Raw genomic sequence first — 24789 nt, forward strand, 5'->3', positions numbered from 1 at the left:
CCTCGAACGGGATTCACCCGACGGCAGCGCCGTGACCGTGTGCGCTCAGCCGCGATCGGCGGCGGCTGGGCGTTGGGTGTCCGTCAGGGCCACGCCCACGTAGTTGTGGGCAAGTTCCGCCGCCGCGTGAGGAGAGGCGGCGATGCGGGCCAGTTGGGAGAGCTGCAGCCGGGTCTCGAACGGGGACTGGTCCGGGGCGGCGTGGAGCGTGGTGGTCATGAAGTACGAGAAGTGCTCCGCCCTCCAGATCCGTTCCAGGCAGGTGTCGGAGTATTCGTCCAGGAGCTGTGTCGAGCCGGTCTCGTGGAGGTGGACGAATGCCTTGGCGAGGAGGGTGACGTCCGTCGCGGCGAGGTTGAGGCCCTTGGCGCCGGTCGGGGGGACGATGTGGGCCGCGTCGCCGGCCAGGAGGATGCGTTCGTGGCGCATCGGCTCGGTGACGTGGCTGCGCATCGGCAGCACGGACTTCGCGGTGATCGGGCCCCGCGCGAGCTTCCAGCCCGGAGCCTGACGGCTTGCGAGACGGGCGTCCAGCTCGTCCCAGACTCGGTCGTCGGGCCAGTCGGCGACGTCGGTGCCGTTCGGCACCTGGAGGTAGAGGCGGGAGACGCTGGCCGAGCGCATCGAGGCGAGGGCGAAGCCGCGCTCGGAGTGGGCGTAGATCAGCTCGGCGTAGACGGGCGGCGCGTCGGCCAGGATGCCGAGCCAGGAGTACGGGTAGGTGCGCTCGTAACTACGCCTCAGGTCGTCGGGTATCGCGTCCTTGGTGACGCCGTGGAAGCCGTCGCAGCCGACGACCCAGTCGCACCGCAACGTGTGCTCCGTGCCTTCGCGGACGTAGCGGACGGCCACCCCGTCCGTCGACTGCTCGACCGTCCGTACCTCGGCCTCGAAGAGGAGCGGGTCGCCCTCGGCGAGCTGAAGGGCGATCAGGTCTTTCACCACCTCGGTCTGCGCGTAGACCATGACGCTCCGCCCGTCCGCCAGGGCGGGGAAGTCGATTCGGTGCGCGCGTCCGTCGAAGCGCAGTTCGATGCCGTGGTGGACGATGCCTTCCTGGTCCATGCGCTGTCCGGCACCCGCGGCGCGCAGCGCGTCGACGGTGGTCTGCTCCAGGATCCCGGCCCGCTGGCGCTGTTCGACGTAGCTGCGGTCACGCGCTTCCAGGACGACGGAGTCGATGCCCGCCCGGTGGAGCAGGCGGGCGAGCAGGAGGCCCGCCGGGCCCGCTCCGATGATGCCGACGGTGGTGCGCATCAGTGGTCGTCCTTGTCTTCGTCGAGAACCTTGTCGGCGATGGCGAAGGCCGCGTTCGCGGCCGGAACTCCGCAGTAGACGGCGCTCTGCAGCAGGACCTCGCCGATCTCGTCCGGTGTGAGGCCGTTGCGGAGGGCGGCGCGCACGTGCATGGCCAGCTCCTCGTGGTGGCCGCCCGCCACCAGCGCGGTCAGCGTGATGCAGCTGCGGGTGCGGCGGTCCAGCCCCGGGCGACTCCAGATCTCGCCCCAGGCGTAGCGGGTGATGAAGTCCTGGAAAGGCCTGCTGAGCCTGGTCGTCCGCTGGACGGCTCGGTCGACGTGGGCGTCACCGAGGACCGCGCGGCGCACGGCCATTCCGTCGGCATGGCGGTCGGTGTCGTTGCTCGCCGACGCGGCGAAGTGGCCCAGGAGCGCGGAGAGAACGGCGCGCGGTTGCTCCACCGGAGCCAGGTGGCCGGCGGAGGGGATCTCGACCAGGCCCGCCCCCGGGATGCCGTCCGCGAGCTCGCGGGCGTGCTCGGGCGGGGTGGCGACGTCGCCGCGGCCCGCGATGACGAGTGGCGCGGCGGTGATCCGGTCCAGGCGGTCACGGAGGTCGAAGGCGGCGAGCGCCTCGCAGCAGGCGGCGTACGCGTCCGGGTCGGCGGCACGCTGGTCCGCGACGAGGGCGGTGGCCGCGCTGCCGGTGAAGCCCGGGGTGAACCAGCGATTTCGGGCCGTGGCGGCCAGCGGAGCGGTGCCCTCGGAGCGGACCAGCGCGGCGCGGTCCAGCCAGGCCTGCGGCTCGCCGAAGCGGGCGGACGAGCACACCAGCGCCAGAGCGCTGATCCGCTCGGGGTGGTGGACCGCGAGGTGGGCGCCGACGGCGCCGCCGAGGGAGATGCCCGCGTAGGCGAAACGGTCAAGCCCGAGGTGGTCGGCAAGGTCCAGGACGAGGCGGCCCAGGTCGGCGACGGTGCTGCCGGGGTGGATCAGGTCGGCCCGCGAGCCGCCGTGGCCCGGCAGGTCCCAGCGAACCACCTGGAACTGCCGGGCCAGTGCGGGTACTTGGGCGTCCCAGACGGCGAGCGAGGTGCCGAGAGAGGGGCCGAGGAGCAACGCGGGCGCATCGGCCGGACCGTCGAGGGTGAAGTGCAGCAGGTCGGTCATGGGGTGTTCCTTGACGGCGGGTTGGCGGTGCGTGCGAGGGCGCGATCGACGAGCGCGGACGCGGCTCCCACATATCCGGTGGGATCGAGCAGGCCGCTCAGCGGATACGGGGCGACGCGGCCGGCCAGGGCAGGGTCGTCGGCGAGTTCGGCGGAGAGGGCGTCGTCGAGGCTCAGCCCCTCGGCGGTGGCGCGGTGGGTGGCGCGGGTCAGCAGTTCCTTGGCCTCCCGGCGGCCGAGGATCTCACCGAGTTCGGCCACGAGGCGTTCGCTGACGATCAGGCCGCGGGTGAGATGGAGGTTGTCGAGCATGCGGTCCGGGAACACGCGCACGGTCTCCGCGAGTTCCGCCGCGGCACGGGCGGCCCCGCCGGTCAGGCGGAGCAACTCGCGCAGCGGCTGCCACTCGGCGTGCCAGGCGCCGGCCGGGCGCTCGTCCTCCGCGACGAGGGAACCGAGCAGCGTGGCCGCGAGCGCGGGGGCTTGGCGCGCGGCGGCGGCGATGAGGGTGGCCCGGACCGGATTGGCCTTGTGCGGCATCGCGGAGGAGCCGCCGCCCGTGCCTTCGGCGAGCTCGCCGGTCTCGGTCCGGGACAGGAGGAGAACGTCGGCGGCGAGTTTGCCCAGGGCGGAGGCTGTGAAGGCGAGGGCGTTGGCGAGGTCGGCGATGGGGGTGCGCAGGGTGTGCCAGGGGAGGTCGGGGGAGGGGAGGTCGAGTTCGGCGGCGTACGCGGTGAGGAGGTGGAGCGCGGGGGCGGTGGCCGGCTGGTCTCGCAGCTCCTCGTGCCCCTGGGGCGGGAGGGGGCTGAGCGCGGCAAGCGTGCCGGCGGCGCCGCCCAGTTGTGCCGGGAGGTGAACCGCGGAAAGGCGGTCCGCCGCGTCGAGGGTGAGGCTGCGCCAGCCCGCGGCCTTGAGGCCGAAGGTGGTGGGGACGGCGTGCTGGGTCAGGGTGCGGCCGGGCATCGGGGTGTCGCGGTGGGCGGCGGCCAGAGCGGCCAGGGCGCCGGCTGCGCGGTGCAGGTCGGTGAGGATCAGCGCGATGGTGCGCGTGGCCGTGAGCACCATGGCCGTGTCCATGATGTCCTGGCTGGTCGCGCCCCGGTGCACGAACGGTGCGGCCTCGGCGGGCACGGCGGACGTCAGGTCGGAGACGAGCGGGATCACGGGATTGCCACCCGCGCGGGCGCGCGTCGCCAGGTCGCGCAGGTCGAAGCGTTCGGCGCGGGCCGCGGCCGTCACCGCCGTGGCCGCCGCGGGCGGGGCCTGGCCGACGGTGGCTTGGGCCCGGGTGAGCGCGGCCTCCGCGTCGAGCATGGCCTGGAGGACCGCGACGTCGCCGGTGGCCGCCTCCACGGGGGTGCCGACTCGACCGGGCGTGAGCAGACCGATGTCGGCCCACGCGGGAAGAGACTCAGTGGAAGTCAAGGAAGACCGTCTCCTGTTCGCCTTGCAGGTGGATGTCGAAGCGGTACGCCCGCGCGGACGTCTCGGCGGCGACGAGTGTGGCGCGGCGCTGCGCGGGGAGCGAGGCGAGCAGGGGGTCGGCGTCCAGGTCCGGGCCGGGGAGGTAGACGCGGGTGAACAGGTGGTGCAGCAGCCCGCGGGCGAAGACGCAGACGGAGAGGTAGGGCACGCCGCCCGGCCGCAGGGTGTGCACGGTCCAGGAACCGTCGGCGTCGGTGGCCACGCGGGCGAAGCCGGTGAAGGTGTGACCGTCGCGGCCGGCGTAGCCCCCGGTGGTCTGGTCGCGGCGCAGCGAGCCAGGTGCGCCGCTGCGGCTGCCGTCCGGTGCGGGCTGCCAGAACTCGATCAGCGCGTCGGGGACCGGTTCGCCCGCCCCGTCCAGGACGCGGCCGTACACGACGACGGCGTCAGGGTGTCCGGCGGGGACCAGCGCGCCGCCGTCGGGGAAGGGCAACGCGTAGCCGTAGAAGGGGCCGACGGTCTGTGAAGGCGTGGGGAGCATCAGCGTCCCTCCTCGATCCAGGTGGCGGTGGGGCCGTCCAGGACGATGTCCCAGCGGTAGCCGAGCGACCACTCCGGGACGGACAGGTCGTGGTCGTAGGCGGCCACGAGCCGGGCGCGGGCCGCGTCGTCGGTGACGGACTGCAGGATGGGGTCGTAGGAGAAGAGCGGATCGCCGGGGAAGTACATCTGCGTCACCAGGCGCTGCGCGAAGGCGGTGCCGAAGAGCGAGAAGTGGATGTGGGCGGGGCGCCACGCGTTGGTGTGGTTCCGCCACGGGTAGGCGCCCGGCTTGACGGTGGTGAAACTGTAGCGGCCCTGGTCGTCGGTGAGGCAGCGTCCGACGCCCGTGAAGTTGGGGTCGAGCGGGGCCGGGTGCTGGTCACGCTGGTGGGCGTAGCGGCCCGAGGCGTTGGCCTGCCAGACCTCGACGAGCTGGCCGCGTACGGCGCGGCCGTCGCGGTCGAGGACGCGTCCGGTGACCGTGATGCGCTCACCGAGGGGCTCGCCATGGTGTTGGCGGGTCAGGTCGGCGTCCTGCGCGGTGATGTCGGTGACGCCGAAGACGGGGCCCGAGAGCTCGACGGCGTCCGGGTCCTTGAGGGAGACGAGCGACTGCCGCGGGTGACGCAGCACGCTGCTGCGGTAGGGAGGGTAGAGGCGCTCCGGATGGTGCCGGACCTCGCCGGAGCGTGCGGTCCCGGCGTAGGTGGCGGCCTGCGTGGCGATCTCGGCGGAGATCTCCTGCTGGGTGGGCGACATGAGGCGGGGCTACCTTTCCAGTACGAGGGCGAGGCCCTGGCCGACGCCGACGCCGCTGCCGGCCGACTTGAGCTGGTGGGCGACGGTTGTGGCGAGGCGGGCGCCGGACGCGCCGAGGGGGTGGCCCAGGGCGATGGCACCCCCGCGCGGGTTGAGGACGGCCGGGTCGAACTCGGGCGATTCGGCGAGGCAGCCGAGCACCTGGGCGGCGAAGGCTTCGTCGAGTTCGAGCGTGGTGAGGTCGGCGAAGCCCCGTCCGGCCTTGGCGAGGGCGCGGGTGTCCGCTTCCTCGGCCGAGGGCACCACCTTGTCCATCGCCTACCTCCCGCTCAACCAAGCATGTTCGCCGGGCATGTTCGCCGGGTGAACTTTCCTTCATAATCTGTGCCGCGGAGAGTGTGCGCCCGTCTGGCGCGCCTGTCAACGATGCCGACTGGGACGAGATCGTCGTGGTCGGTACCGTTCCGCTGCGAGGTCACAGGTGTCAGGCGATCAAGGGAGGCATGTTGCAGGGGAACAACGCGGCCGTCGGCCCGCTGGAACGCGGGCTCGCCGTGCTGCGCGTGCTCGCGCGGGCCCCGGGCGGGCGGCTGCGCCGCAGTGACCTGGTGCGGCTGACCGGCCTCACCCGCTCGCCCGTCGACCGGATCGCCACCACACTGGCCCGCCTCGGACACCTGCGTGAGGAGGGCGACCGCGATCTCGTCCTCGCGCCGCACCTGCTGGAGCTCGGCCTCGCCTACCTGCACGCCTGCCGCATCCCCGAAGCGCTGGGGCCGCTCGCCGAGCGGCTCGCCGACGAGCTGGACGAGTCCGTCTCGCTCGCCGTCCCGGACGGGGACGCGGTGCGCTTCGTGGTTCAGACACCGCGCCGCCGGGCGCTGTCGGTCACCTTCCGCGTCGGCGATGCCCTCCCCGCCGAACTGTGCGCGCCAGGCGCGCTCTTCGCCGGCGACTGGGACGAGGCCCGGTTCGCCCGCCGGCGGCAACGGGTCCACGACGACCCCATCGACAGCGCCTTTCCCGCGCTGCCGCCGCTCCCCGGGCGGACCCGGCCGAGCGACGCGGACTTCCGGGCGCGTGCCGCACAGGCGCGCGAGGACGGCTGGAGCGTCGACGACCAGCTCGTCGAGCCTGGTCTGATCGCCGTCGCCGTACCCGTCCGGGACGCGAACGGACGGGCGATCGCCGCGCTCAGCGTGGCCAGCCACACCAGCCGCCACTCCGCCCAGTCGCTGCGCGAGCGCGCGCTCGAACCCCTGCGTCGCACGGCCGAACTGATGCACGCGGCCCTCGCCGAACCACCGGCACCACCGGCCACGCCCGTGCCGGAACGGGACGCCTCACGCGACCTCAAGGAGGAGCTCGGCCCGGAGTACCTGCAGTCGCTCGCCCGCGGCCTCGCCGTGCTCGCCGCGCTCGCGGCCCCCGGTGGCATGACACTGACGGAGACCGCCGAAGCCACCGCCCTCCCACGGGCGACGGCCCGTCGCTCGCTCCTGACGCTCCAGCAGCTCGGCTACGTCGCGGCGGACAGCAACCGGTTCACCCTCCTCCCGCGCGTACTCGACCTCGGCTGCGCCGCCCTCTCGTCGCTGACACTGCCAGAGGTGGCGCAGCCACACCTGGTCGACCTCGTCCTCCAGGTCCACGAATCCGCCTCCGTCGCGGTCCTCGACGGTCCCGACATCCGCTACGTCGCCAGGGTCCCGGCCAGCCGGATCATGCGGGTCGACATCTCCGTCGGCACCCACTTTCCCGCCCACGCCACCTCGATGGGCCGCGTCCTGCTCGCCGGGCTCCCACCCGAGGCCCTGACCACCTGGCTCGCCGACACCGAACTGAAGGCGCTCACCGACCACACGGAAACTGATCCAACCCGCCTGGCGCGGGCAACCGAGCAGACCGGGCGTGACGGATTCGCTCTCGTGGACGAGGAGTTGGAAGAGGGCCTGCGCTCGGTCGCCGTCCCGCTCCACACTCCCGACGGCCGCACCGTGGCCGCGGCGAACGTCTCCCTCCACGCCGGCCGCACCACCACGGACGACATCCTCACCCGCGTCCTCCCCGCTCTGCGCCAGACCGCCCAACGGATCGACGCGGACCTCGCGCTGGTCTTCGCCCTCGGACCGAGGGGCTGACACGCCGGCGTTCCCTGAAGGGCGGCAGCCTTCTTCCACTGGGTGTCCTGGTGCATACGAGGACACCCCTCCGCCTTGCGCCCTAGTTCCAGCGGCGGATGTGACCGAGCACGCTACGACGTAACCTCCCATCTCGTGACGGCAGTTACCTCTCACCCCGGCGGACCCCGTAGCCCTGAGCAGCGCAAGCACGAAGCGCTGGAACGGCTCGCGCGGGACAACGACGTATGGGTCGCCACGGCCGACGCCACCGGCGAGCCCTGCCTGGTTCCGCTGGCCTTCTGGTGGGACGGCGAGGCGGTGTGGCTGGCCACCCGCGACACCAACCCGACCGGACGCAACCTGTGCGCCTCGGGACGGGTGTGTCTCTCCTTCGGCCACACCCGCGACGTCGTCCTGATCCATGGCACCGCGCGCATGCTGACCCGGGAGGAGCTCCCGGCCGAGGTGGGCGACGCCTTCGCCGCCAAGGACGGCTGGGACCCGCGCCAGGACCACCCCTCGTACGTCTTCTTCCAGGTCACCCCGCAGGTGCTCCAGGCATGGGGAACGGTCCCCGAGATGCCCGGACGGACCCTGATGCGCAACGGGAAGTGGCTGGTCTGATGGACCACTTCACATAGGTCGAGCGGCGGGCCTGTGCTTGGCGACGCCGGCCGACCACCTGCGCCAGGTGCGTATTGATCTTGCCCCGGACGACCTGTGGGAGCAGGTGGCTCCGCCGCTGCCGCCCGCTCCCGCGCGGCGCCACCGGTGCCACGAATTGTCTGCACCATGTCGGCCGAACTCCTGGGCCGTGCGCCGGGCTCAGCCCAGTACCTGTCTGATCGCCGTCACCAGTGCCTCGCCCGTCTGCTGGACGGCCGTTCCGGCGACCAGTGCGGGCAGGGAACGGACTGCTGTGCGCAGGACCGGGCGAAAGCCCTCGTTCTCCGGGTCCGTCAGGGCGCCCGCCAGCACCGACGCTTCCACCACACGATCTTGTCCCTTGACCGCTTGCGCCTGCTCGCTGATGGCGCTCCTTGGATGAGGTTCCGTCCGCACTTCCCTGGCGCTGATGGTCAGGTGCTCGGCGGAGTAGGCCAGGGTCGGCCGTCAGGTGCCCGGTCGGGGCGGCCGGCGGCGACATGGCCGCGGTACTCGTCACCGGCCAGGGATTGGTTCACCCAACGTGTGGGCGGTCCGGCACGATGTCTGAGTGAGCATCATCGTCGAGTTCTTCGCGGCTCCGGATGATGCGTCAGCAGCCTTGGTTCTTCGAACCGGGCCACGACGCGCATTCGAGTCGCTCTCCTTCGGCAACTTCGATCCCGAGCAAGCTGTGGTCGAGTGGGAGTGTCTTCTTGCCGGCGGCAGCTTCGAGGAACTGGTCGAAGCTGGTGAGCCTCGTCTTGTCGCCGGCCAGGGCAATGACGGGTGCGTCTTCGCGGTCTCGCCTCGCCTGTCCGCCGTGCTCGGCGACGCCGAGCGATCCGAGTTGGAGGAGGCCGCTGTCTCGTGGGCCGCGCAGCGCGCGGAGGATGGCGAGATCATCGACACGGAGATCGCCTCCGTGATCCTGGGTGATCTGGCTTCTCTCGCCGACAGCGCCCGGCATCAGGGCCAGGGCGTCTACTGCTGGGTCGCGTAGGGGGCAGGCCCCTTAAGCATGTCAAACGAAGCCTTTGCCGGTGGCTGGTTGATCAGCCGTGGAGGTCGTGCCGACGATGCGACAGTAAATTTGCCGCACGACGTAGCGTTTGAGGCGGCGGATGATCTCGCGGCGGGTCATGCCACGTCCGACTTCGGGGGTACACCACGTCCATCCACCAAGAACTTCGAGCCCGATCGCTGCCGTGGTCCGAGGTCGACCCTCGTCGCAACGCCTTCGCATGGGACGACGACGAGGAGGCCCGGATCACGGCGCTGGTCGCCCGGATGACACCTTCTGCCGACGTCGATCGGATGGAGAACTTCCGCTTCATGCGGGATGTGACCGCGCTCCTGGTGTCGCACTACGGCCGCTGGATCTGTGGCTGGGACTGGTCAACTCACAACGGTGGACCTGTTGCCACCTGGTGCTGCGACGCGCATTCGGTCGGAGCGGCGGAGGAGACCGCCGCGCGGGTCGTGGCCTCGGTGCTGGAATGGCGCGACTGGCTGGAGGACCTGGCCGAGCGGTTCGAGCAGCTTGCCCCGCGCCCCGGTGCCGATGCCGAGGACCGCAGTTGGCATCTGGAGCGCGCGGTGACCCGCTTGGTCACTGCGGTCGTGGACCGGACTCATGCCGAGTCGGCCTGGTACGGGCTCTGCGACACGACGCTGACCTGGTTTCTGTCCTTCACCGGCCTGGGGCCGGAGGCGGCGGAGAAGGCGGTGGAAGCCGCGATCGGCGGCCGGTTCAAGAGCTGGGCCGAGCCCGCTGCGACCTTGGTCGACGCGGTGGGCGAGGACCTGGCGGTCCGCCTCACCGGTCGCGGGTTCTACCGTGAGCGATGACTCACTGGCTCTGTGGGGCCAGGTGCGGGATCAGGTCGATTGGTCCTCGGCTGCGACCACGAGCCCGGCACCTGTGCGGTCGGCCGTCGACGGACTGGCCACCTGGTTCGACGGCCCGGTCCGCGACCGCGACCCGGACCGCGCCGACCGGCTGCTCGCCGCGATGGCCCTCTCCCGCGCCGCGGCCGCGCGGGGAGAACCGCTCACCCCGGCCCTGCTCGACACCTGGCAGAAGCAGGTCCTCGGGATGTCCGACGTGAGCCTGCGCCAGGGCGACGCCTTCGCCAAGGGCGGCCGGGAACGTTACGGGCTGACGCCGCGCACCTGGCGGGATTTCGCTGCCTGCCTGCGTCAGAGCGCAGATACGTCGGTGCCTTTGCCTGCCCGTGCGGCCAGGGCGTATCTCGACATCGCCTTCTTCCACCCCTACCCGGACGGCAACGCCCGCTTGGCGTTGCTGGCCCTCGCCCACGTCCTGGAGATGGAGGGGGTGCGCCTGGACGAAGTGGGGCCGTTGCAGACCACTCGCTACGCGGACGACCCGGCCGGCGCCCTTGACCTCGCGGCTCTGGTCTCTGTGCTGATCCGCGCCACCCACCGTCGGGCAACCGCAGCGGCGCGGTGAGAGAAGTCGTCGCTGCCGCGTACAGCTGAGCACCTTCCTGTGTACGCCGACACCTCGGGTAGCACTGATACCCCGGTGTTCGAAGTGGTCCAGACCCAGGCCGTGTTTGAGTTCCCGGTAGTCGTACTCGATCCGCCGGCGCATCTTCGCCCACCGCACCAGGTCGGCGACCGGGGTGGTGGCGGGCAGGTTGGTCGTCCAATAACCCGTCGGCTCGCGGGCTTCTTCAGGCTGTTCGACCAGCAGGGTTCGCAGGGGCAGCACGCCGTTCCAGCGGCTGCGTCCGCCGTGGCTCCGCAGGCGACATTCCTGGGCAGGGGAGGGGCACGGTGACGCGAAAGCCTCGGCCGCTCATGAAACCCCACCGTTGGCGCACAAGTCTGCATTGCATACGTAAGATCCATTTTGCTAGAAAGATCCATATACATCCTGCGAGTGATCACGACGACAACCTCTCGAAGTTCCTGCCCTAGCTGCGGTGGTGTCAGGCGCCCCGCCCCACGGGAGTAGCCATGGCAAACGCGGCGGAGCAAGCGGCCGCACCTGGCGTACGGGCATCGCAGATGTTCGTAGGCGCAGATGCCGCCAACGTGGTCAACATGTTCCGCGGTGAGGTGAACCTGCCGATCGACCTCGTCACGCTCGGCGGGCGCAACGGCCTCGGCGTGAACGTGACGGCGTTCTACAGCAGTGGAGTGCATCGCGCGGCGCAGCGGTGGAACCGGACCGAACCCACCGATGTCCTCGGCTTGGGCTGGTCTATGCCGTACGACCGGATCATGGTCGAGCACCAGGACAGCGGCACCCGTCTCGACGACGTGTTCTACCTGATGACAGCCGGTGCCCCGAAGCAGCTGGTACGGGTGGGCGTGGAGGGGGCGGCACAGCTCTTCCAACTGCGCGACCACCAGTTCTGGCGGATCCGGTACTTCCCCGACGCCGCGCATCCCGAAGCCGAGTACTGGGAGGTCGTGCGCGAGGACGGCACCACATACACGTACGGGCGGGGAGCGGTGCAGTGGGGCGTGCGATGGGGCAACTGGATCGGCCCGTCCACGGTGGCCAACGGAGTGAGTTTCCCGGTCGCCTGGAACCTTTACGAGGTCCGTTCGATGGCCGGCGACACGATGTCCTTCGAGTACGACAATGACGACGTGGCGATCGGCGCCAGCCCGAATGCGCTGTACACCCGCTCCTGCCGGATGCGCCGGGTCGTTGACGTCTTCGGCAGGACCGTCGACTTCGCCTATCTGCCGAAGGAGCCGTTCGAAGCTCCGGTGCCACGGGTGCCACCACCCGGTGGGCGCAATGCCTATCAGTACCACCAGGACAACCACTACCTCGACCGGATCGACGTCCGGGATCCGACCGGTGCTCTGACGTTGACCACCCGACTCGACTACCGGTTGCGCAACGTCTCGGGATTTCCGGGCAACAGCGCGTACACCAAGCGCTTTCTCGCCGGGCTGCGCCAGGAGGTCCAGGGCGGTGCGTCGCTCCCCGGCCTGGAGTTCGACTACCAGGACGCCTCCGAGCCGAACTCGGGCGCGCTGAAGAGCGTGTTCACTCCGCAGGGCGGCCGCGCGACCTATACCTACAAGGCCACCGAGTTGCCCAACACCGCGTTGCGGGTGCCCGTCATCAGCCCGGGGGCCGGCTGGACGCCGCGGGTCTGGCACGGGCCGACGTACACGGTGGTCACCTGGGAGAACTCCACGACGGGCCACGTCACGACGGGTGTGTACTCCTGGAACGGCAGCTGGTCCAGCCAGCAGGACACCCACGCGTGGCCGGCGGTGCCGGGAACCTTGCGGGTTCTGACCGGTGACGGCTTCTTCGCCATCTGGTACCGCGACGCGCGCAGCGAGCAGTACCGGGTCCACGTGGTACGTGCCGACCAGTTCCGCTTCGGACAGTGGGACCGCACCCCGTACCAGGTCAGCCTCGGCCGGCCGATGGATGAACCGGCGGTCGGTATCGGTGCGGGGTTCCTCGCGGTCGCCGACGCCACCGCCGGACAGCTCAGGATCCTCGATTGGGATCTGGTCGGCTCACGCTGGGTCGAGCACAGCTTCGGGCTCGCCGACGTCGCACAGGTCGCGCTCTCCAGCGGCGTCAACTTCTGCGTCGCCACCACCTACGCCACCACCGGCCGGACGCTGCGCACCACGATCTACTACAGAGACCCCGACCGGCGCTGGCTGTCCGGGGACACGGTCAGCGAGACGGTGGACGTCGAGTGGAGGGCGACTTCTCGGGAGCATATGCTCGCCACCGGGGCGTCCTTCGCCGCGCTGGGCTTCGTCACCGCGATCGACGAGCCGTCGCAGACCGTCAGGTACGCCACCCGGCTGCTCACCTGGTCGTCGACGTACCGGTTCAGTGCGCCGGTGAAGGCCGACGGGTCACAGCCGCTGACCGTGCGCAACCCGGTGGGGTACGTGGTGGTGAACGGGCCGACGGTCGGCAACGGCCAGCACCTGTTCCGCTTCGACGGCGCGCGCTGGCAGACGATCGCCGGGGTCACACCGGTCACCGGACCCCGCTACACCTGCAGCTACGCCGCGGATGCCGCCTACGTCACCACGGTCCAGGCCGACAACCGGTGGACCAGTGACCTCTACGAGTACGATCCCTACGGCAACAGCTGGCGCCCGAAGGCGCACCTCAGCGGGGCCGCTCCCGGGTTGCCGACCCTCACCGAGGGATACCGCACGGCAGGCCGCGAGCTGCTGCGGCGCACCCCCGACGGCACCTGGAGCAAGGTGCACACCTTCCCGGCGGACGCGGACCTGACCACCGTGGTCAACGCGGCGCCGGAGTATCTCACCTACCACGACAGCGGCGGCTCGACGCATGTACTGACCTTCGCCGACGGTGCGGTGACGGACAACAAGGCGCTGGCCGGTGAGCGGGTGGTGGTGCCCGACGCCGAGCCCGGCCAGATCCTCACCGGACCCGGCACGTTCGTCACCTACCGGGGGCCGAACTTCGACAAGTCCACCCAACTGGCCCTCTACCGGGTGGTCGGCGCCGCGGTCGCCACCCGGCTGGTGGCCTACCCGGTCGTTCAGGTGAGCAGTGACACCGGATACCAGACCCAGCACACGACCGTGGACTACGACCTGGCAACCGCCACCTACGACCCGTACGGGCTGGTGACGCAGTTCGTCACCGTGAGGGCGACGCCTGGCGACGGCGCGGACGGCTTTGTCGAGCGGGTCTTCTTCAACGGCCTGAACCCGTCCGTGCGCGGCGTGGTCTATCCGCCCTCCGACCAGTACACCAACGCCCGCACCTACTTCAGCCAACTCAACGGGCAACTGTTTCGCGCCCGCGGCTACGACGCCGACGGCCGCCAGGTCAGCGAGAGCGTCAACTACCCGTACACGTACACCAGTGGCAACAGCGGCCAGCGCATCGCCGGCGCCTACACCCTGCTGCGACGCCAGACCGAAGCCACCACCGGTCAGCTGCTGTCAACCGCGCTGGAGGAGGTCGGCGACCTCGACAGCCAGGCGGTGCCGACCGTACTGCGACACCGGTTCAGCGCCGCCGGACTGCCTCTGTTCGACCCGGTCACGATCACGGTCGACCGCCCCGGCCGGCGGTGGACACTGAGCGACGCCGCCGGCGCGTGCTACCAGATCGTCGCCGACGGCACGGACGCCACGGTGTACGGATGGCTTCAGGCAGCCACCGAGTACGAATACAACGCCAAGGGACAGCTGTGCCGCGAGATCACCGAGAACGTCGACGACACCGGCGTCACGCGGCGGCTCAGCCGCGACACGACCTACGCCTGGCAGGCGTACCAGCAACTGGCCGACCTCAACTGCCTGGTTCCGGTGAGCCAGGTGACCGCCACCGACCTGACAGCCGACGTGGTCACCGCCAGCACGGTCACCACCTACTCCGACGCGTGGGGTCCATGGGCGGCCCACCGCGGCTACGAGTGGACGGGTACCGGCACGCCGGACTTCGCGGGCTGGGAGCCGGACGCCGATCCCGGTCCGGGCTGGCTGCGGGCCCGTCAGGTGCTCGCCGTCACCGAGCGGGCCCAGCCGCTGGCGGCGCTGGACGCCGGCAGCCATGTCGCCGCCGTCATCTACGACCGCGAGCGCCGTTTCGCGGTCGCGACCACGGCCGACGCCGATCCACGTGCCGGCGAGGCGTGCTACTACGGCTTCGAGGAGTACGAGGACGCAGGCGGCTGGACACTCACCCCGACGGGCCTGGACCCGGCGCTCTACATCACCGAGGGCGCCGCGCACTCCGGGTCGCGGCGGCTGGCCATCCCGGGCGACCCCGCCGTGGCCGTCGGTATCACCAACGAGCTCACCCCGGCTCACGGCGACCGGAGCTACCAGCTGTCGTGCTGGGTGTGTACCGAACCGGGGTTCGTCAGCGACCCGGACCTCGCGGCATGGCAGATCACGGTCCATGGCGAGCAGGGCCACACGGCGTCGATGGTGACCGCCGTCCCCGCCACCGACGACCAGTGGCGCTGGCTGCATCAGCTCATCGACCCGCAGGCGCTCGGCGTGGGCGTCATCCAGTCGCTGACCCTCACTCTGACCAGCCGGCAGGACCACCACTACCTGCTGGTCGACGACATCGCGTTCGCGCCGGTCCAGGCCGGCCTGCGCGCCTCGGTGTACTCCCCGGACGGACAGGAACTGCGCGGCACCGTGGACATCCTCGGTGACTCCCGTCGTATCGCGTACGACCTGCTCAAACGCCCCGTCGTCGAAATCGGACCGGACGGGTCACCACTGTCGATGTCCGCAGACCGGCTCTGGCGCAGCGACCGCGACAGTTTCGACCCCGCCCAGCCCAACGGCTCGCTCATGGTCGCGCTGCGCGGGCGGGGGAGCTTCACCGACTTCCGGCAGGGCGGCCAGTGGCAGGCGCAGTGGCAGCCCAGCGCCGGCTGGCACCAGACATCAGGCCTGCTGCGCCACGAGGCCACCGGCACCGGCACGCTGACCCTCCGCGAGGCACCCCACGGCAGCTACCTGCTGCGCTTCGGCCTCGCCGGCGACCCGCCGGTGACCGAGCCACTGCGGCTGACCTTCGGCGGCGGCTGGTCGGTGTGCTGGGCCGAAGGCCGCTGGTCGCTGCACCGGCCGGACGGTACGACGGTCACCTCGGCGGCCGGGCCGGCCGGTACCGACCTCCTGCTGGCCTCCTGGCCGCACCGTGTGCTCTGGTACGTCGACGGCCACCTGGTGCTCCAGCACCTGGACGCCGACGGATTCGCCGGACCGGTCGAGCTGGCCGGCGACGGGGCGCTGGCAGTGCGGTGGATCGCCGTCGGCGCCGACCCGGTGGTAGGCGTCTCCTGGACCGACAACGCCGGCCGCCCCCACCAGCTTCAACGCGTCGCCGACACCCGCATCCGGGTATCGGCGACCGGGTACGACGACGCGGGCCGCGCCGCGGTGTCGACCAAGAGCATCGAACTCGACGGCGAGCCGGTCGGCTACCGGCCCGGTCTGGTCACCGCGCTGGACTCGGCGACCGGCGCGATGGGCGACTGCGAGCTGACCCGCGCCTACCCCGACGACGAGGGGTACCCGTTCTCCCGCACGGTCTTCGACCCCTCGCCGCTGGGCCGCCCCATCGAGGCCGGACGGCCGGGAAAGGCGTTCGCCGTCGATGTCTCGCAGCCGGTCGAGCGGCGGCACACCACCCGCACCGAGTACCGCATCAACAGCCACGAGCCGCTGCTGCCCGACCTGCCCGCCGGACAGTACCCGGTGAACGTGACCGTCGACCCCGACGGGCGCACCGCGCGCGTCTGGACCGACCGGCTCGGCCGGACCGTCGCCACGGCGCAGGGCGACCTGGCGGGCGCCGCGGGCACCTTCACGCTCGCCCGCAACTTCTACGACCTGTACGGCAACGTGGTGCGCCGCCACCAACCGAACCTGGTCGACACCCGGGTGAGCGACCGGGACCGTTTCGTCGAGCGGACCGACTACGACTTCCAGGGCAACCCCCTCTCGGTCACCGGCCCCGACCTCGACGGCAAGGCCGAATACGTGTACGACACCTTGGGGCGGCTACGGTTCAGCCGACTCCCGCAGGCAGCCGTCGAGGGTTATCTGAACTACCGCCGTTACGACAGCCTGGGCCGACTGGCCGAAACGGGCACCTGCGACACTGCCTGGGACCGCGACGAACTGGAACGGCACGCCGACGACCCGGCATGGCTGCCGGCTCCCGGTACCTGGCTGGCGCGCTACCGCTACGACGGCGACGGCACCGATCCACGGCTGTACGGCCGGCTGTGGCAGGCGTGGTCGGGTCCCGGGACCGACGACACGCCTGCGACCCGCACCACGTACACCTACGACGACCTCGGTCTGGTGACGTCGCGAACCGTCAGTGTCGCCGCCTATGCCGAGGGCGCACCGCACACCGTCGCGTTCGAATACGACGCCACCGGTGCGGTCACCGACATCACCTACGACGCCCAGCTGGGACCGGACGCGTTCACCGCCACCCTGCACACCGACGGCTTCAACGACCTGGTCGGCGTCACCAGCGACCACACAGGGCAGTCGACCGACCTGGCGCGCTTCACCTACACTCCCGACGGCGCGCTGGCCGGGGAAGTGCTGGCGCCGGACGGACCGGCCGAGCTGACCCGCAGCTACCGCTACACCCCGCCCGGCTGGCTGGCCTCGGTCAGTGACCGGTACCTGACCGAGACCACCGACTACACCAGCGGCGGTCCGGACGGCGCCGGATACCACGACGGCCGGGCGGCCCGCGCCCGCACCCGCTTCACCGGGGTGAGCCAGGACGGGTTCGTCCCCGACTTCGACTACCAGTACGGCTACGACACCCTGGGCCGGCTCGCCACAGCCGAAAACAACGCCGCCGAGGAGTTCGACCTCAGCGGGCTGGACTACGACGCCAACGGCAACCTCATCGCCCGCACCGTCGGCACCACGGCGCAACGGCTGCGCTACCGGGACGGCACCAACCGGCTACGCGCGATCGACGACGGCGTCGAGACCGACCCGTACAGCTACGACCGCGACGGAGACATCACCGACGCGCCACCTCTCGGGGTGTCCGACCTGCGCTACGAACCGGTCACAGGGCTTCCCGCCGGGCTGTGCGGCACGGCCGGGACGCTGCGCCTGGAGCACGACGCCGCGGGCACGCTGCTGTACCGCGCCGGTCCCGACGGGCAGCGGCTCTACGTCCCGGGCGACGCGGCGCCGCTGGTCCTGCACCATGTCGACGCCTCCGGCGGCCACCGCGTCGGTTACCTCATCCCGGGCCCGCACGGCGCCATCGCCGTCTGGTCCCCGCAGGGCACCGCCTACGTGCTGCGCGGTCGGCTCGGCTCCACGCGGGCCGTCCACGATGACACCGGGCTGATCGGCGCGTTCAACTACCTGCCTGGGGGCGGGTTCCTGGGAACACCCCTGGACCGGAATGCCAGCACCGTGTACCCGTATCTGTTCACCGGCGCCGAACGCGACCCGGTCACCGGCCTGTACCTGTTCCCGCTCCGCCTCTACGACCCGAACACCGGTCGGTTCCTGAGCACCGACCCCACCGGCCAGTACCCGAGCCCCTACCTGTACACCGGCGCGGACCCGGTCAACGGATACGACCCGAGCGGCGGGTTCGCCTGGTCCTGGGCGGCGTTCGGAGTCGTCGTCGGCGGAATCCTGGCCGTTGCCGGCGGCGTCATCCTGACCGTCGCGACGGGCGGCCTCGCTCTCGGGTGGATGGTCCTCGGTGCAGTGGCGGGCGGCGCGCTCATCGGCGGCGGAATTGCCAGCGCCGCGTACGGATTCGGCCACGCCGACGCGTCCAAGACCACGTTCGACGTGGGCGAGTGGGGCAGGATGGTCGGGCTGGGCGCGGCGTTCGGCGCGGCGGCGGCAGGACTCGGGTTCGTTCCGGCGGCGTTCGGCGCGAGCACGGCTGCCGCGTTCGCCGTGGAGACGTTCATCGGGACCGGATTGGGTGCGATCGACGGCTTCGTCACCAACGGCACGCTCAACCACTACCACGGCCGGGACTTCATGGAGGGCGGGGGCACCGGCGCGTGGCAGGGGGCGCTCGGCGGCTTCGCCGGCGGCGCCCTCGGTGGTGTCCTCGGTCGGGGTCCGATGCTGCGCACGAACCGGACCGTCAGGGCCGGCCGCAGCGCGGCGGCCGCCGATCGGGGTGAGATGCAGGTCATGACATACCGCAAGACGCTCCCGGGACGCCCCAACGGGCACGTGCTGGTGGGCACGAGAACGCCACAGCCGCTGGCCGAACTCGACGCGACCCACCTGACGCTGGTGGACGCACACACGAAGATCATGCCTGCCAACTACCTGCTCCAGCCGGGAAAAGTGTCCCCGAGCATGGTCTGGAGGGCGGTCGACGTGCCCGCGGCCAACGTCTCACGAGCGCGCGCCTTTGCCCAGGCACAGATCGCGTCGACGGCGACGCCGGCCTACTCGTACCTCACCAACAACTGCACCACATACGCCCAGAGCGTGCTGCGGGAAGCCGCCCTCTATCCACCACTGTGGACCCACGGGCCCGTCCCTTTGAGGTTCTGGATGAGGACCATCGGCGGACGGCTGCAGGTGTGAACGCAATGACAACGCCCCGCTGAGGAGAAGCAATGGCAGACACGTCCTCGCCGGTGCCGGTCGGCAGCATCGTCGCCTTCGCCGGTGAACTGGACACGCCCTGGCTCGCGAGCCAGGGCTGGCTCTACTGCGACGGATCCGAACTGGACCAGGGACAGTACCCGGCGCTGTACTCCGCCGTCGGCGGCAACTACGGCGCGGGCCACAACACGTTCAACCTGCCCGACCTGCGTGGGCGATTCACCCGAGGAGTCGATCTCGGCGCCGGGCGGGACCCCTACGTCCACACGCGAAGCCCGTCCAACAACGGCGGGCTGCCCGGGAACAATCCCGGTTCCGCCCAGGCCTACAGCACCGCGCTGCCCACCACATCGTTCACCTCGGACAACACCGGTGATCACACGCTCGCCGTACCGCACCTGCCGACATCGAAAGAGGGGCTGGCGGTGGCCGGCGGCCACTACGGGATCTGGCCGGACGACGACACGTCGACCGACAGCGACGGCGACCACACCCACACGGTCGAGTCCGGCGGAGACGCGGAATCCCGCCCGGTCAACAAATACGTGTACTTCGTGATCAAATTCAACGGTTGAGGACGACAATGACCTCTGCGCAGCAAAGCAATGCCATCCAGATGGCATCCGTCGACGGTGTACTGGTCGGCTCGGTCGTCGGCTACGGCGGCATCGTCTCGGGCAACGCGCAGCCACCGGCCGGCTGGCTGTTGTGCGACGGCACCACGGTGTCCCGCGACACGTACGCCGACCTGTTCCAGGCGATCGGCACGCAGCACGGCGGCGGAGACGGCACGCGCACGTTCAACCTGCCCGATTATCGCGGCCGGTTCCAGCGCGGCGTCGACGACGGCACCGGGATCGACCCCGACGCGGCCGGCCGAACGGCGGCCAACCCGGGCGGCGCGACAGGCGACATGGTCGGGTCGGTCCAAAGCACGGCCACGGCCTTGCCCACCGGAACCGCCTTCAGCACCGACAGCCAGGGTGACCACACGCATTCGGTCTCGCACCTGCCGAAGGAATCCTCCCATCCCTACGTCTCGGCGTCCCACTACGCCGAGTGGAACGACGACAGCGCCGACAGCGGCAACAGCGGCAGTCACACGCACACCGTCGGCGGCGGAGACTCCGACACCTGTCCGGTCAACGTCTACCTCAACTACCTGATCTTCTACGGCACCACCTCCTGAAGGAGCGAACAATGACGGATCAGGGTTCCACCAAGCCGGTCGTACCGCTGGGTGACCTGGTGGTCGGCACCATCCTGTCCTACGGCGGGCTGATCGACGCGGGCGCGTTGGAAGCAGAGGGATGGCTGTACTGCGACGGGCGGGGGCTGAGCCCCACCGACTATCCGGACCTGTTCGCGGTGATCGGTACGCTGCACGGCGGTAACGGCACCCAGACGTTCAACCTGCCCGACTACCGCGGATATCTGTTGCGCGGCGTGGACGACTACACCAAGCGCGACCCCGACGCGGACAGCCGGACCGCGGCGAACCCGGGGGGAGCCGCCGGCGACAACGTCGGTTCGACGCAGAGCCACGCCACCGCCCTGCCTTCGACCACGCCGTTCACACTGGGCGGCGCCGGCTCCCACAGCCACTCGGTCTCAGGCGTCCCCACCGACAGCTCGTCCGCCGCTGAGACCGGTTCCTACCGGTCCATCTGGAACGACTCCAGCGCGAGCACCGACACCGCCGGAGCGCATACCCACGCCGTGGCAACAGGCGGCGATGTCGAGACCCGCCCGGTGAACGCGTACGTCAACTTCATCATCCGCTGCGGCACCTGACTCGGTGGGGGCGAGCGCACTGCTTGATGCCACGGCGGAGTTCCGGAGCGGCAGCGCGGGCGAGCGCCGGATTTCCGATGAGGCCCTTGACTTCGGCAGGATGGGCGCATGACCGAGATCCGCACACCCCGCCTCCTCCTCCGTAGCTGGCACGACGACGACCTCGTGCCGATGGCGGACATCAACGCGGACCCACGGGTCATGCGCTGGATCGACGACGGCTCGGTGCGCGACCTGGACCACACGGCCGAGGACATCGAGCGGTGGGAGGAGGAGTGGGACGAGGAGGGCTTCGGACTCTTCGCCGTCGAGCTGCTGGCCTCGGGTGAACTGATCGGCTTCACGGGACTGTCCGTGCCCGAGTTCCTGCCGGAGGTGATGCCCGCCGTGGCGATCAGCTGGCGGATCGGCTCACAGTTCTGGGGGCAGGGATACGCGTCGGAAGCCGCCCACGCCACGCTGGAGTTCGCTCTCCAGGACCGCGGCCTGGACCGCGTCATCAGCATCAACCGGGTGGGTGACAACGCCTCCGAGAACGTCATCCGCAAGCTCGGCATGGTGCCCGAACGGGAGACGGAACACCCGGTGTACGGCTACCCGCTGCGCGTTCACGCCATCGATCTCACCGAGTTCCAGGCGTGAACCCGCCGAGCCGTCGATCGTCATAAGACAGCCAGCCCTGTCCGTACGCCCCCGAGCGCACTGATCGCGACGGTACGGACACCCCGCGACAGATGGTGTCCTCACCTCACTGACCTGCGCATTCACGGAATTGCGGTCAGATCCCCGACATTTCCCCGGGGCGCTCGATCTCTCCACTTGGTTGCTGGATCAACGAAGCTGGCGGATTCGTCCGCCGGCACCCGACGCCTGCGCGTTCCGGGACCGGGTCCCGTCCGGTGAGTCGGCCGTTCGGCGGCGCCTGGGCAGACAGAGCGCGGGGCGTGGGCGATGCTGGTCGGGCGGGGGCGTCGTCGTGGCCGCGTGGAGCAGTGGGAGTGTGAGATGCCGAAGTATCTGGTGCAGGCCAGTTACACCGCCGAGGGAGCCAAGGGTCTGCTGGCCGAGGGCGGCAGCGGCCGCAAGGAGGCCGTCCAGCGGGTCGTCGGATCGTGTGGCGGCACGCTGGAGTCGATGTACTTCGCCTACGGGGATGACGACTTGTACATCGTCATCGACTTCCCCGACCACCTGTCGATGGCCGCCATCGCGATGACGGTGCGGGCCAGCGGCGCCCTGCGCTCCAAGGCGATCCCACTGCTGACGGTCGAGGAAGTCGACGAGGCGGCGAAGCGGACGATCGACTTCCGACCGCCGGGAAGCTGAGCCGCCGGGACCGGCACCCATCAGTCAGCCGCTGAGGGGCAAGGCCGCCCTGGTGACGGGCAGGTCGCCCGCGACATCGGCGCGGCGACGGCACCGGGCGCTCGCGGACGCGGGCGAGAACGTGGCAGGGTGTCCCGCTCCGCGCGCCGCTCGGCGAACCGGGCGCGGACCGTGCGGCCTTGGATCGGCCGCACGCGGTCAACGCTCACGGTGTGATCGTCGGCATCCGCGCGGCCGCCTCCGTGATGGAGGATGGCGGGCGGATCACCTGTATGGGCTCGGTCGCTGCTGTGCGCGTCGGACTGCCCGGCTTCGCGTACTACGCCGAGTCCAAGGCCGCCGTCACCGGCTACAGCCAGGGCGTGGCATGGGACCTGGCGCCGCGCCGCATCACTGTCAACGTCGTCCAGGTCGGCCCGTAGAGACCGACATGAACCCGTCGGACAGCGAGCGCGCCCCGGCGCTGACGGCCCGGACGGCGCTCGGCCGCTACGGCTGCCTGGAGTAGGTGGCCGCGGCCGTCCAACGTGCGATCCGCATCAGGATGTTGAAAAGAGTTCACTGATGTCCGGCCCCACCTAAACCAAAGCCGCACATGACTATTCAACCTGGATCGTTCTTGACGACGGTCCCCTCGAACTCGGCAGCCCGCGCCGAACACTTCCAGTTCCCCAGGGCCTTTGCGTGATCGCGACTTGGTCTCCCGAACGTGTGCGTCATCCCGGTCGGAGCGCGGGCACCGCAACCTCACGGTACCCGTCCCGCGCATCTGATGGCTCGCACTGGGCCATTCGCAGTGCACCGGGCTTCAGCCCGGTGGTGAAGCGAATCCTTGGCCCGCTCTGACCTCAACTGTGTGCACGGATCTGCACTGTTCACCTCAGGCTGGGTCGGAGCGGCCGGTTCTGTTGCTCGATGTAGTGCTTCACGATGCTGAGCGGCGCACCGCCGGCCGACCCGGCGAAGTACGACCCGGACCACAGGCGCTGTGCCCGCCAGTAGTGCCGGACGAGCTCGGGGAACTCCTGGCGGAGCCTGCGCGAGGACACGCCCTTGAGGGGGTTCACCAGCTTCGAGACGGCGACCTTCGGCGGGAAGTTCACGAGCAGGTGGACATGGTTGGCCTCCCCGTTGAACTCCACCAGCTCGGCCTCGAAGTCCTCGCACACGCTCCGCGTGATCTCCTTACACCGCGTCAGGTGCCGGTCGGCGAAGACGGGATGCCGGTATTTCGTCACGAAAACCAAATGGACATGCATGCGGAAAATACAGTGACGGCCCGTACGAACGTTTTCATCGATACCCACAAACCAACTCTGTAACATGGTCGGCGTGCAGCTCCGGTACAGCTTCCGCTTGTATCCGAGCACCGGTCAGCGCACAGCGCTGGCACGGGCGTTCGGGTGTGCGCGGGTGGTCTACAACGACGCCCTCAGGGCCCGGGAGACCGCCCGCGAACAGGGGCTGCCGTTCCCGAAGAGCGGTGACCTGTCGAAGCGGCTCATCACCGAGGCCAAGAACACCCCGCAACGGGCTTGGCTCGGCGAGGTATCCGCCGTCGTTCTCCAGCAGTCCCTCCGCGACCTGGACACCGCGTACAAGAACTTCTTCGACGGCCTGAAGGGCAAGCGCCCGAAGGTGGGTGCGCCTCGGTACAAGTCCAAGCGGGACACCCGGCAGGCCGTCCGGTTCACCGCGAACGCCCGCTGGTCCATCACGGCCGGACGGAAGCTGCGGCTGCCGAAGGTCGGCGACGTGCGGGTGAGCTGGTCCCGGATGCTGCCCTCGACGCCGTCCACGGTGACGGTGGTCAAGGACAGCGCGGGCCGATACTTCGCCTCCTTCGTCGTGGAGACCGGCCCGTCCGAGGTGCTGCCGGCCACGGTGCCGGAGCTGGGCATCGACCTCGGCCTGCGGCACTTCGCCGTCCTGTCGGATGGGACGAAGGTCGACAGTCCGCGCTTCCTGCGCCGGGCCGAGAAGCGACTGAAGAAGGCACAGCGGGCACTCTCGCGCAAGGAGAAGGGCAGCAGGAACAGGGACAAGGCCCGGCTGAAGGTCGCCCGCGCGCATGCGCGGGTGGCCGACGCGCGCCGAGAGTTCCACCACCAGCTTTCCACGAAGCTGATCCGCGAGAATCAAGCGGTTGCCGTGGAGGACCTGTCGGTGAAGGGCCTCGCCCGCACGCGCCTGGCCAAGTCGATTCACGACGCCGGATGGTCGGCGTTCGTGAGCATGCTGGAGTACAAGGCCGCCCGGTCCGGGCGCACCTTCGTCCGCATCGGCCGCTTCGAGCCCACCTCTCAGGTGTGTTCGGTGTGCGGTGTGAAGGACGGCCCGAAGCCCCTGCACGTCCGCATCTGGACATGTGGGGCGTGCGGGGCTGTCCTGGACCGGGATGTGAACGCGGCGGTCAACGTCGCCAAGGCGGCCGGACTGGCCGTGTCAGCCTGTGGAGCGCAGGTAAGCCCGGGACTCGTCCCGGCACAGCGCGGCGAAGCAGGAACCCACCCGACACCGCAGCCTTCAACGGCGCGGTAGGCGGGAATCGCCGTCCTTCAGGACTCCGTTGGAAAATGAGCAAACGGGCGGCGTCGGCTTGCTGGGGTCGGCATGATCGTTCTGTTCGTCGGAGCGAGGGGTGGGCTG

The 24789-nt window shown here is 70.4% G+C and carries 20 protein-coding genes and 2 pseudogenes; 13 read left to right on the plus strand and 9 right to left on the minus strand.

Going from position 1 to position 24789, the window contains the following annotated elements:
• Positions 1-45: 45 nt before the first annotated feature.
• The 6 genes and pseudogenes from ACWD5D_RS33945 to ACWD5D_RS33970 form a co-directional block, all read right to left on the minus strand.
• The gene (locus tag ACWD5D_RS33945) at positions 46-1257 is read right to left on the minus strand and encodes a 4-hydroxybenzoate 3-monooxygenase (protein ID WP_451376640.1); all 1212 of its coding nucleotides are present in this window, start codon (positions 1255-1257) and stop codon (positions 46-48) included.
• Positions 1257-2408, minus strand: coding sequence for a bifunctional 3-oxoadipate enol-lactonase/4-carboxymuconolactone decarboxylase PcaDC (gene pcaDC, locus ACWD5D_RS33950; RefSeq protein WP_451376641.1), 1152 nt, complete (start codon positions 2406-2408; stop codon positions 1257-1259). The genes ACWD5D_RS33945 and pcaDC overlap by 1 nt, the downstream gene beginning before the upstream one ends.
• Entirely contained in the window at positions 2405-3832 is a 1428-nt protein-coding gene (pcaB, locus tag ACWD5D_RS33955; protein WP_451376642.1) for a 3-carboxy-cis,cis-muconate cycloisomerase, read from the minus strand. The genes pcaDC and pcaB overlap by 4 nt, the downstream gene beginning before the upstream one ends.
• Positions 3819-4373 carry a protocatechuate 3,4-dioxygenase subunit alpha gene (gene pcaG / locus ACWD5D_RS33960; protein WP_451376643.1) on the minus strand — a complete coding sequence of 185 codons (555 nt, stop codon included), beginning with the start codon at positions 4371-4373 and terminating at the stop codon, positions 3819-3821. Before pcaG ends, pcaB begins: the two co-directional genes overlap by 14 nt.
• A complete protein-coding gene (gene pcaH, locus ACWD5D_RS33965) occupies positions 4373-5134 on the minus strand; it encodes a protocatechuate 3,4-dioxygenase subunit beta (RefSeq protein WP_451376644.1) in 762 nt (253 codons plus the stop codon). The genes pcaG and pcaH overlap by 1 nt, the downstream gene beginning before the upstream one ends.
• 9 nt (positions 5135-5143) lie before the next feature.
• Positions 5144-5422 (minus strand): annotated as a pseudogene (locus tag ACWD5D_RS33970) (3-oxoadipyl-CoA thiolase); the annotation flags it as partial.
• A gap of 215 nt (positions 5423-5637) precedes the next feature.
• Here ACWD5D_RS33970 and ACWD5D_RS33975 point away from each other — a divergent pair.
• Together ACWD5D_RS33975 and ACWD5D_RS33980 are read left to right on the plus strand one after the other, a co-directional pair.
• On the plus strand, positions 5638-7275 hold the full coding sequence (locus tag ACWD5D_RS33975) for an IclR family transcriptional regulator domain-containing protein (protein WP_451376645.1): 1638 nt from the start codon (positions 5638-5640) through the stop codon (positions 7273-7275).
• A gap of 135 nt (positions 7276-7410) precedes the next feature.
• The gene (locus ACWD5D_RS33980) at positions 7411-7881 is read left to right on the plus strand and encodes a pyridoxamine 5'-phosphate oxidase family protein (RefSeq protein WP_451376646.1); all 471 of its coding nucleotides are present in this window, start codon (positions 7411-7413) and stop codon (positions 7879-7881) included.
• Between the two features lie 201 nt (positions 7882-8082).
• Here the strand turns inward: ACWD5D_RS33980 and ACWD5D_RS33985 are convergent, their stop codons facing one another.
• Entirely contained in the window at positions 8083-8247 is a 165-nt protein-coding gene (locus tag ACWD5D_RS33985; protein WP_451376647.1) for a hypothetical protein, read from the minus strand.
• Between the two features lie 226 nt (positions 8248-8473).
• Here ACWD5D_RS33985 and ACWD5D_RS33990 point away from each other — a divergent pair, with 226 nt between their 5' ends.
• The 3 genes from ACWD5D_RS33990 (at position 8474) to ACWD5D_RS34000 (ending at position 10378) form a co-directional block, all read left to right on the plus strand.
• Positions 8474-8905 carry a hypothetical protein gene (locus ACWD5D_RS33990; RefSeq protein ID WP_451376648.1) on the plus strand — a complete coding sequence of 144 codons (432 nt, stop codon included), beginning with the start codon at positions 8474-8476 and terminating at the stop codon, positions 8903-8905.
• A gap of 314 nt (positions 8906-9219) precedes the next feature.
• Positions 9220-9753, plus strand: a complete 534-nt coding sequence (locus ACWD5D_RS33995) for a hypothetical protein (protein ID WP_451376649.1) — start codon at positions 9220-9222, stop codon at positions 9751-9753.
• Positions 9743-10378: a Fic family protein gene (locus tag ACWD5D_RS34000; protein WP_451376650.1), complete on the plus strand. Its 636-nt coding sequence runs from the start codon at positions 9743-9745 to the stop codon at positions 10376-10378. The genes ACWD5D_RS33995 and ACWD5D_RS34000 overlap by 11 nt, the downstream gene beginning before the upstream one ends.
• A 72-nt stretch (positions 10379-10450) precedes the next feature.
• Here ACWD5D_RS34000 and ACWD5D_RS34005 read toward each other — a convergent pair.
• Positions 10451-10666 (minus strand): annotated as a pseudogene (locus ACWD5D_RS34005) (IS701 family transposase); the annotation flags it as partial.
• A gap of 224 nt (positions 10667-10890) precedes the next feature.
• On the opposite strand from ACWD5D_RS34005, the gene ACWD5D_RS34010 reads away from it, so the two are divergent.
• The 7 genes from ACWD5D_RS34010 (at position 10891) to ACWD5D_RS34040 (ending at position 22562) form a co-directional block, all read left to right on the plus strand.
• On the plus strand, positions 10891-18999 hold the full coding sequence (locus ACWD5D_RS34010; protein ID WP_451376651.1) for an RHS repeat-associated core domain-containing protein: 8109 nt from the start codon (positions 10891-10893) through the stop codon (positions 18997-18999).
• 32 nt (positions 19000-19031) lie between these two features.
• On the plus strand, positions 19032-19595 hold the full coding sequence (locus ACWD5D_RS34015; protein ID WP_451376652.1) for a phage tail protein: 564 nt from the start codon (positions 19032-19034) through the stop codon (positions 19593-19595).
• 41 nt (positions 19596-19636) lie between these two features.
• Entirely contained in the window at positions 19637-20209 is a 573-nt protein-coding gene (locus tag ACWD5D_RS34020) for a phage tail protein (RefSeq protein ID WP_451376653.1), read from the plus strand.
• A gap of 11 nt (positions 20210-20220) precedes the next feature.
• On the plus strand, positions 20221-20814 hold the full coding sequence (locus ACWD5D_RS34025) for a phage tail protein (RefSeq protein ID WP_451376654.1): 594 nt from the start codon (positions 20221-20223) through the stop codon (positions 20812-20814).
• A 108-nt stretch (positions 20815-20922) separates the two neighbouring features.
• Positions 20923-21456, plus strand: a complete 534-nt coding sequence (locus ACWD5D_RS34030) for a GNAT family N-acetyltransferase (protein ID WP_451376655.1) — start codon at positions 20923-20925, stop codon at positions 21454-21456.
• A gap of 363 nt (positions 21457-21819) precedes the next feature.
• Positions 21820-22140, plus strand: a complete 321-nt coding sequence (locus ACWD5D_RS34035) for a GYD domain-containing protein (RefSeq protein WP_451376656.1) — start codon at positions 21820-21822, stop codon at positions 22138-22140.
• A gap of 179 nt (positions 22141-22319) precedes the next feature.
• On the plus strand, positions 22320-22562 hold the full coding sequence (locus ACWD5D_RS34040; protein WP_451376657.1) for an SDR family oxidoreductase: 243 nt from the start codon (positions 22320-22322) through the stop codon (positions 22560-22562).
• 453 nt (positions 22563-23015) lie between these two features.
• On the opposite strand, the gene tnpA is transcribed toward ACWD5D_RS34040, so the two are convergent.
• Positions 23016-23465 carry an IS200/IS605 family transposase gene (gene tnpA, locus ACWD5D_RS34045; protein WP_451376661.1) on the minus strand — a complete coding sequence of 150 codons (450 nt, stop codon included), beginning with the start codon at positions 23463-23465 and terminating at the stop codon, positions 23016-23018.
• 7 nt (positions 23466-23472) lie between these two features.
• Here tnpA and ACWD5D_RS34050 point away from each other — a divergent pair, with 7 nt between their 5' ends.
• Positions 23473-24681, plus strand: a complete 1209-nt coding sequence (locus ACWD5D_RS34050) for an RNA-guided endonuclease InsQ/TnpB family protein (RefSeq protein ID WP_451376658.1) — start codon at positions 23473-23475, stop codon at positions 24679-24681.
• Positions 24682-24789 lie beyond the last annotated feature (108 nt).

This window comes from Streptomyces sp. NPDC002520, assembly GCF_053595235.1.

Coding starts and splice junctions, on each gene's coding strand:
- ACWD5D_RS33975 (WP_451376645.1), top strand. CDS start 5,638: ATGTTGCAGGGGAACAACGCGGCCGTCGGCCCGCTGGAACGCGGGCTC.
- ACWD5D_RS34015 (WP_451376652.1), top strand. CDS start 19,032: ATGGCAGACACGTCCTCGCCGGTGCCGGTCGGCAGCATCGTCGCCTTC.
- pcaG (WP_451376643.1), bottom strand. CDS start 4,373: ATGCTCCCCACGCCTTCACAGACCGTCGGCCCCTTCTACGGCTACGCG.
- tnpA (WP_451376661.1), bottom strand. CDS start 23,465: ATGTTACAGAGTTGGTTTGTGGGTATCGATGAAAACGTTCGTACGGGC.
- ACWD5D_RS34025 (WP_451376654.1), top strand. CDS start 20,221: ATGACGGATCAGGGTTCCACCAAGCCGGTCGTACCGCTGGGTGACCTG.
- ACWD5D_RS34035 (WP_451376656.1), top strand. CDS start 21,820: ATGCCGAAGTATCTGGTGCAGGCCAGTTACACCGCCGAGGGAGCCAAG.
- ACWD5D_RS34030 (WP_451376655.1), top strand. CDS start 20,923: ATGACCGAGATCCGCACACCCCGCCTCCTCCTCCGTAGCTGGCACGAC.
- ACWD5D_RS33995 (WP_451376649.1), top strand. CDS start 9,220: ATGGAGAACTTCCGCTTCATGCGGGATGTGACCGCGCTCCTGGTGTCG.
- pcaH (WP_451376644.1), bottom strand. CDS start 5,134: ATGTCGCCCACCCAGCAGGAGATCTCCGCCGAGATCGCCACGCAGGCC.
- ACWD5D_RS34010 (WP_451376651.1), top strand. CDS start 10,891: ATGGCAAACGCGGCGGAGCAAGCGGCCGCACCTGGCGTACGGGCATCG.
- ACWD5D_RS34020 (WP_451376653.1), top strand. CDS start 19,637: ATGGCATCCGTCGACGGTGTACTGGTCGGCTCGGTCGTCGGCTACGGC.
- pcaDC (WP_451376641.1), bottom strand. CDS start 2,408: ATGACCGACCTGCTGCACTTCACCCTCGACGGTCCGGCCGATGCGCCC.
- ACWD5D_RS33945 (WP_451376640.1), bottom strand. CDS start 1,257: ATGCGCACCACCGTCGGCATCATCGGAGCGGGCCCGGCGGGCCTCCTG.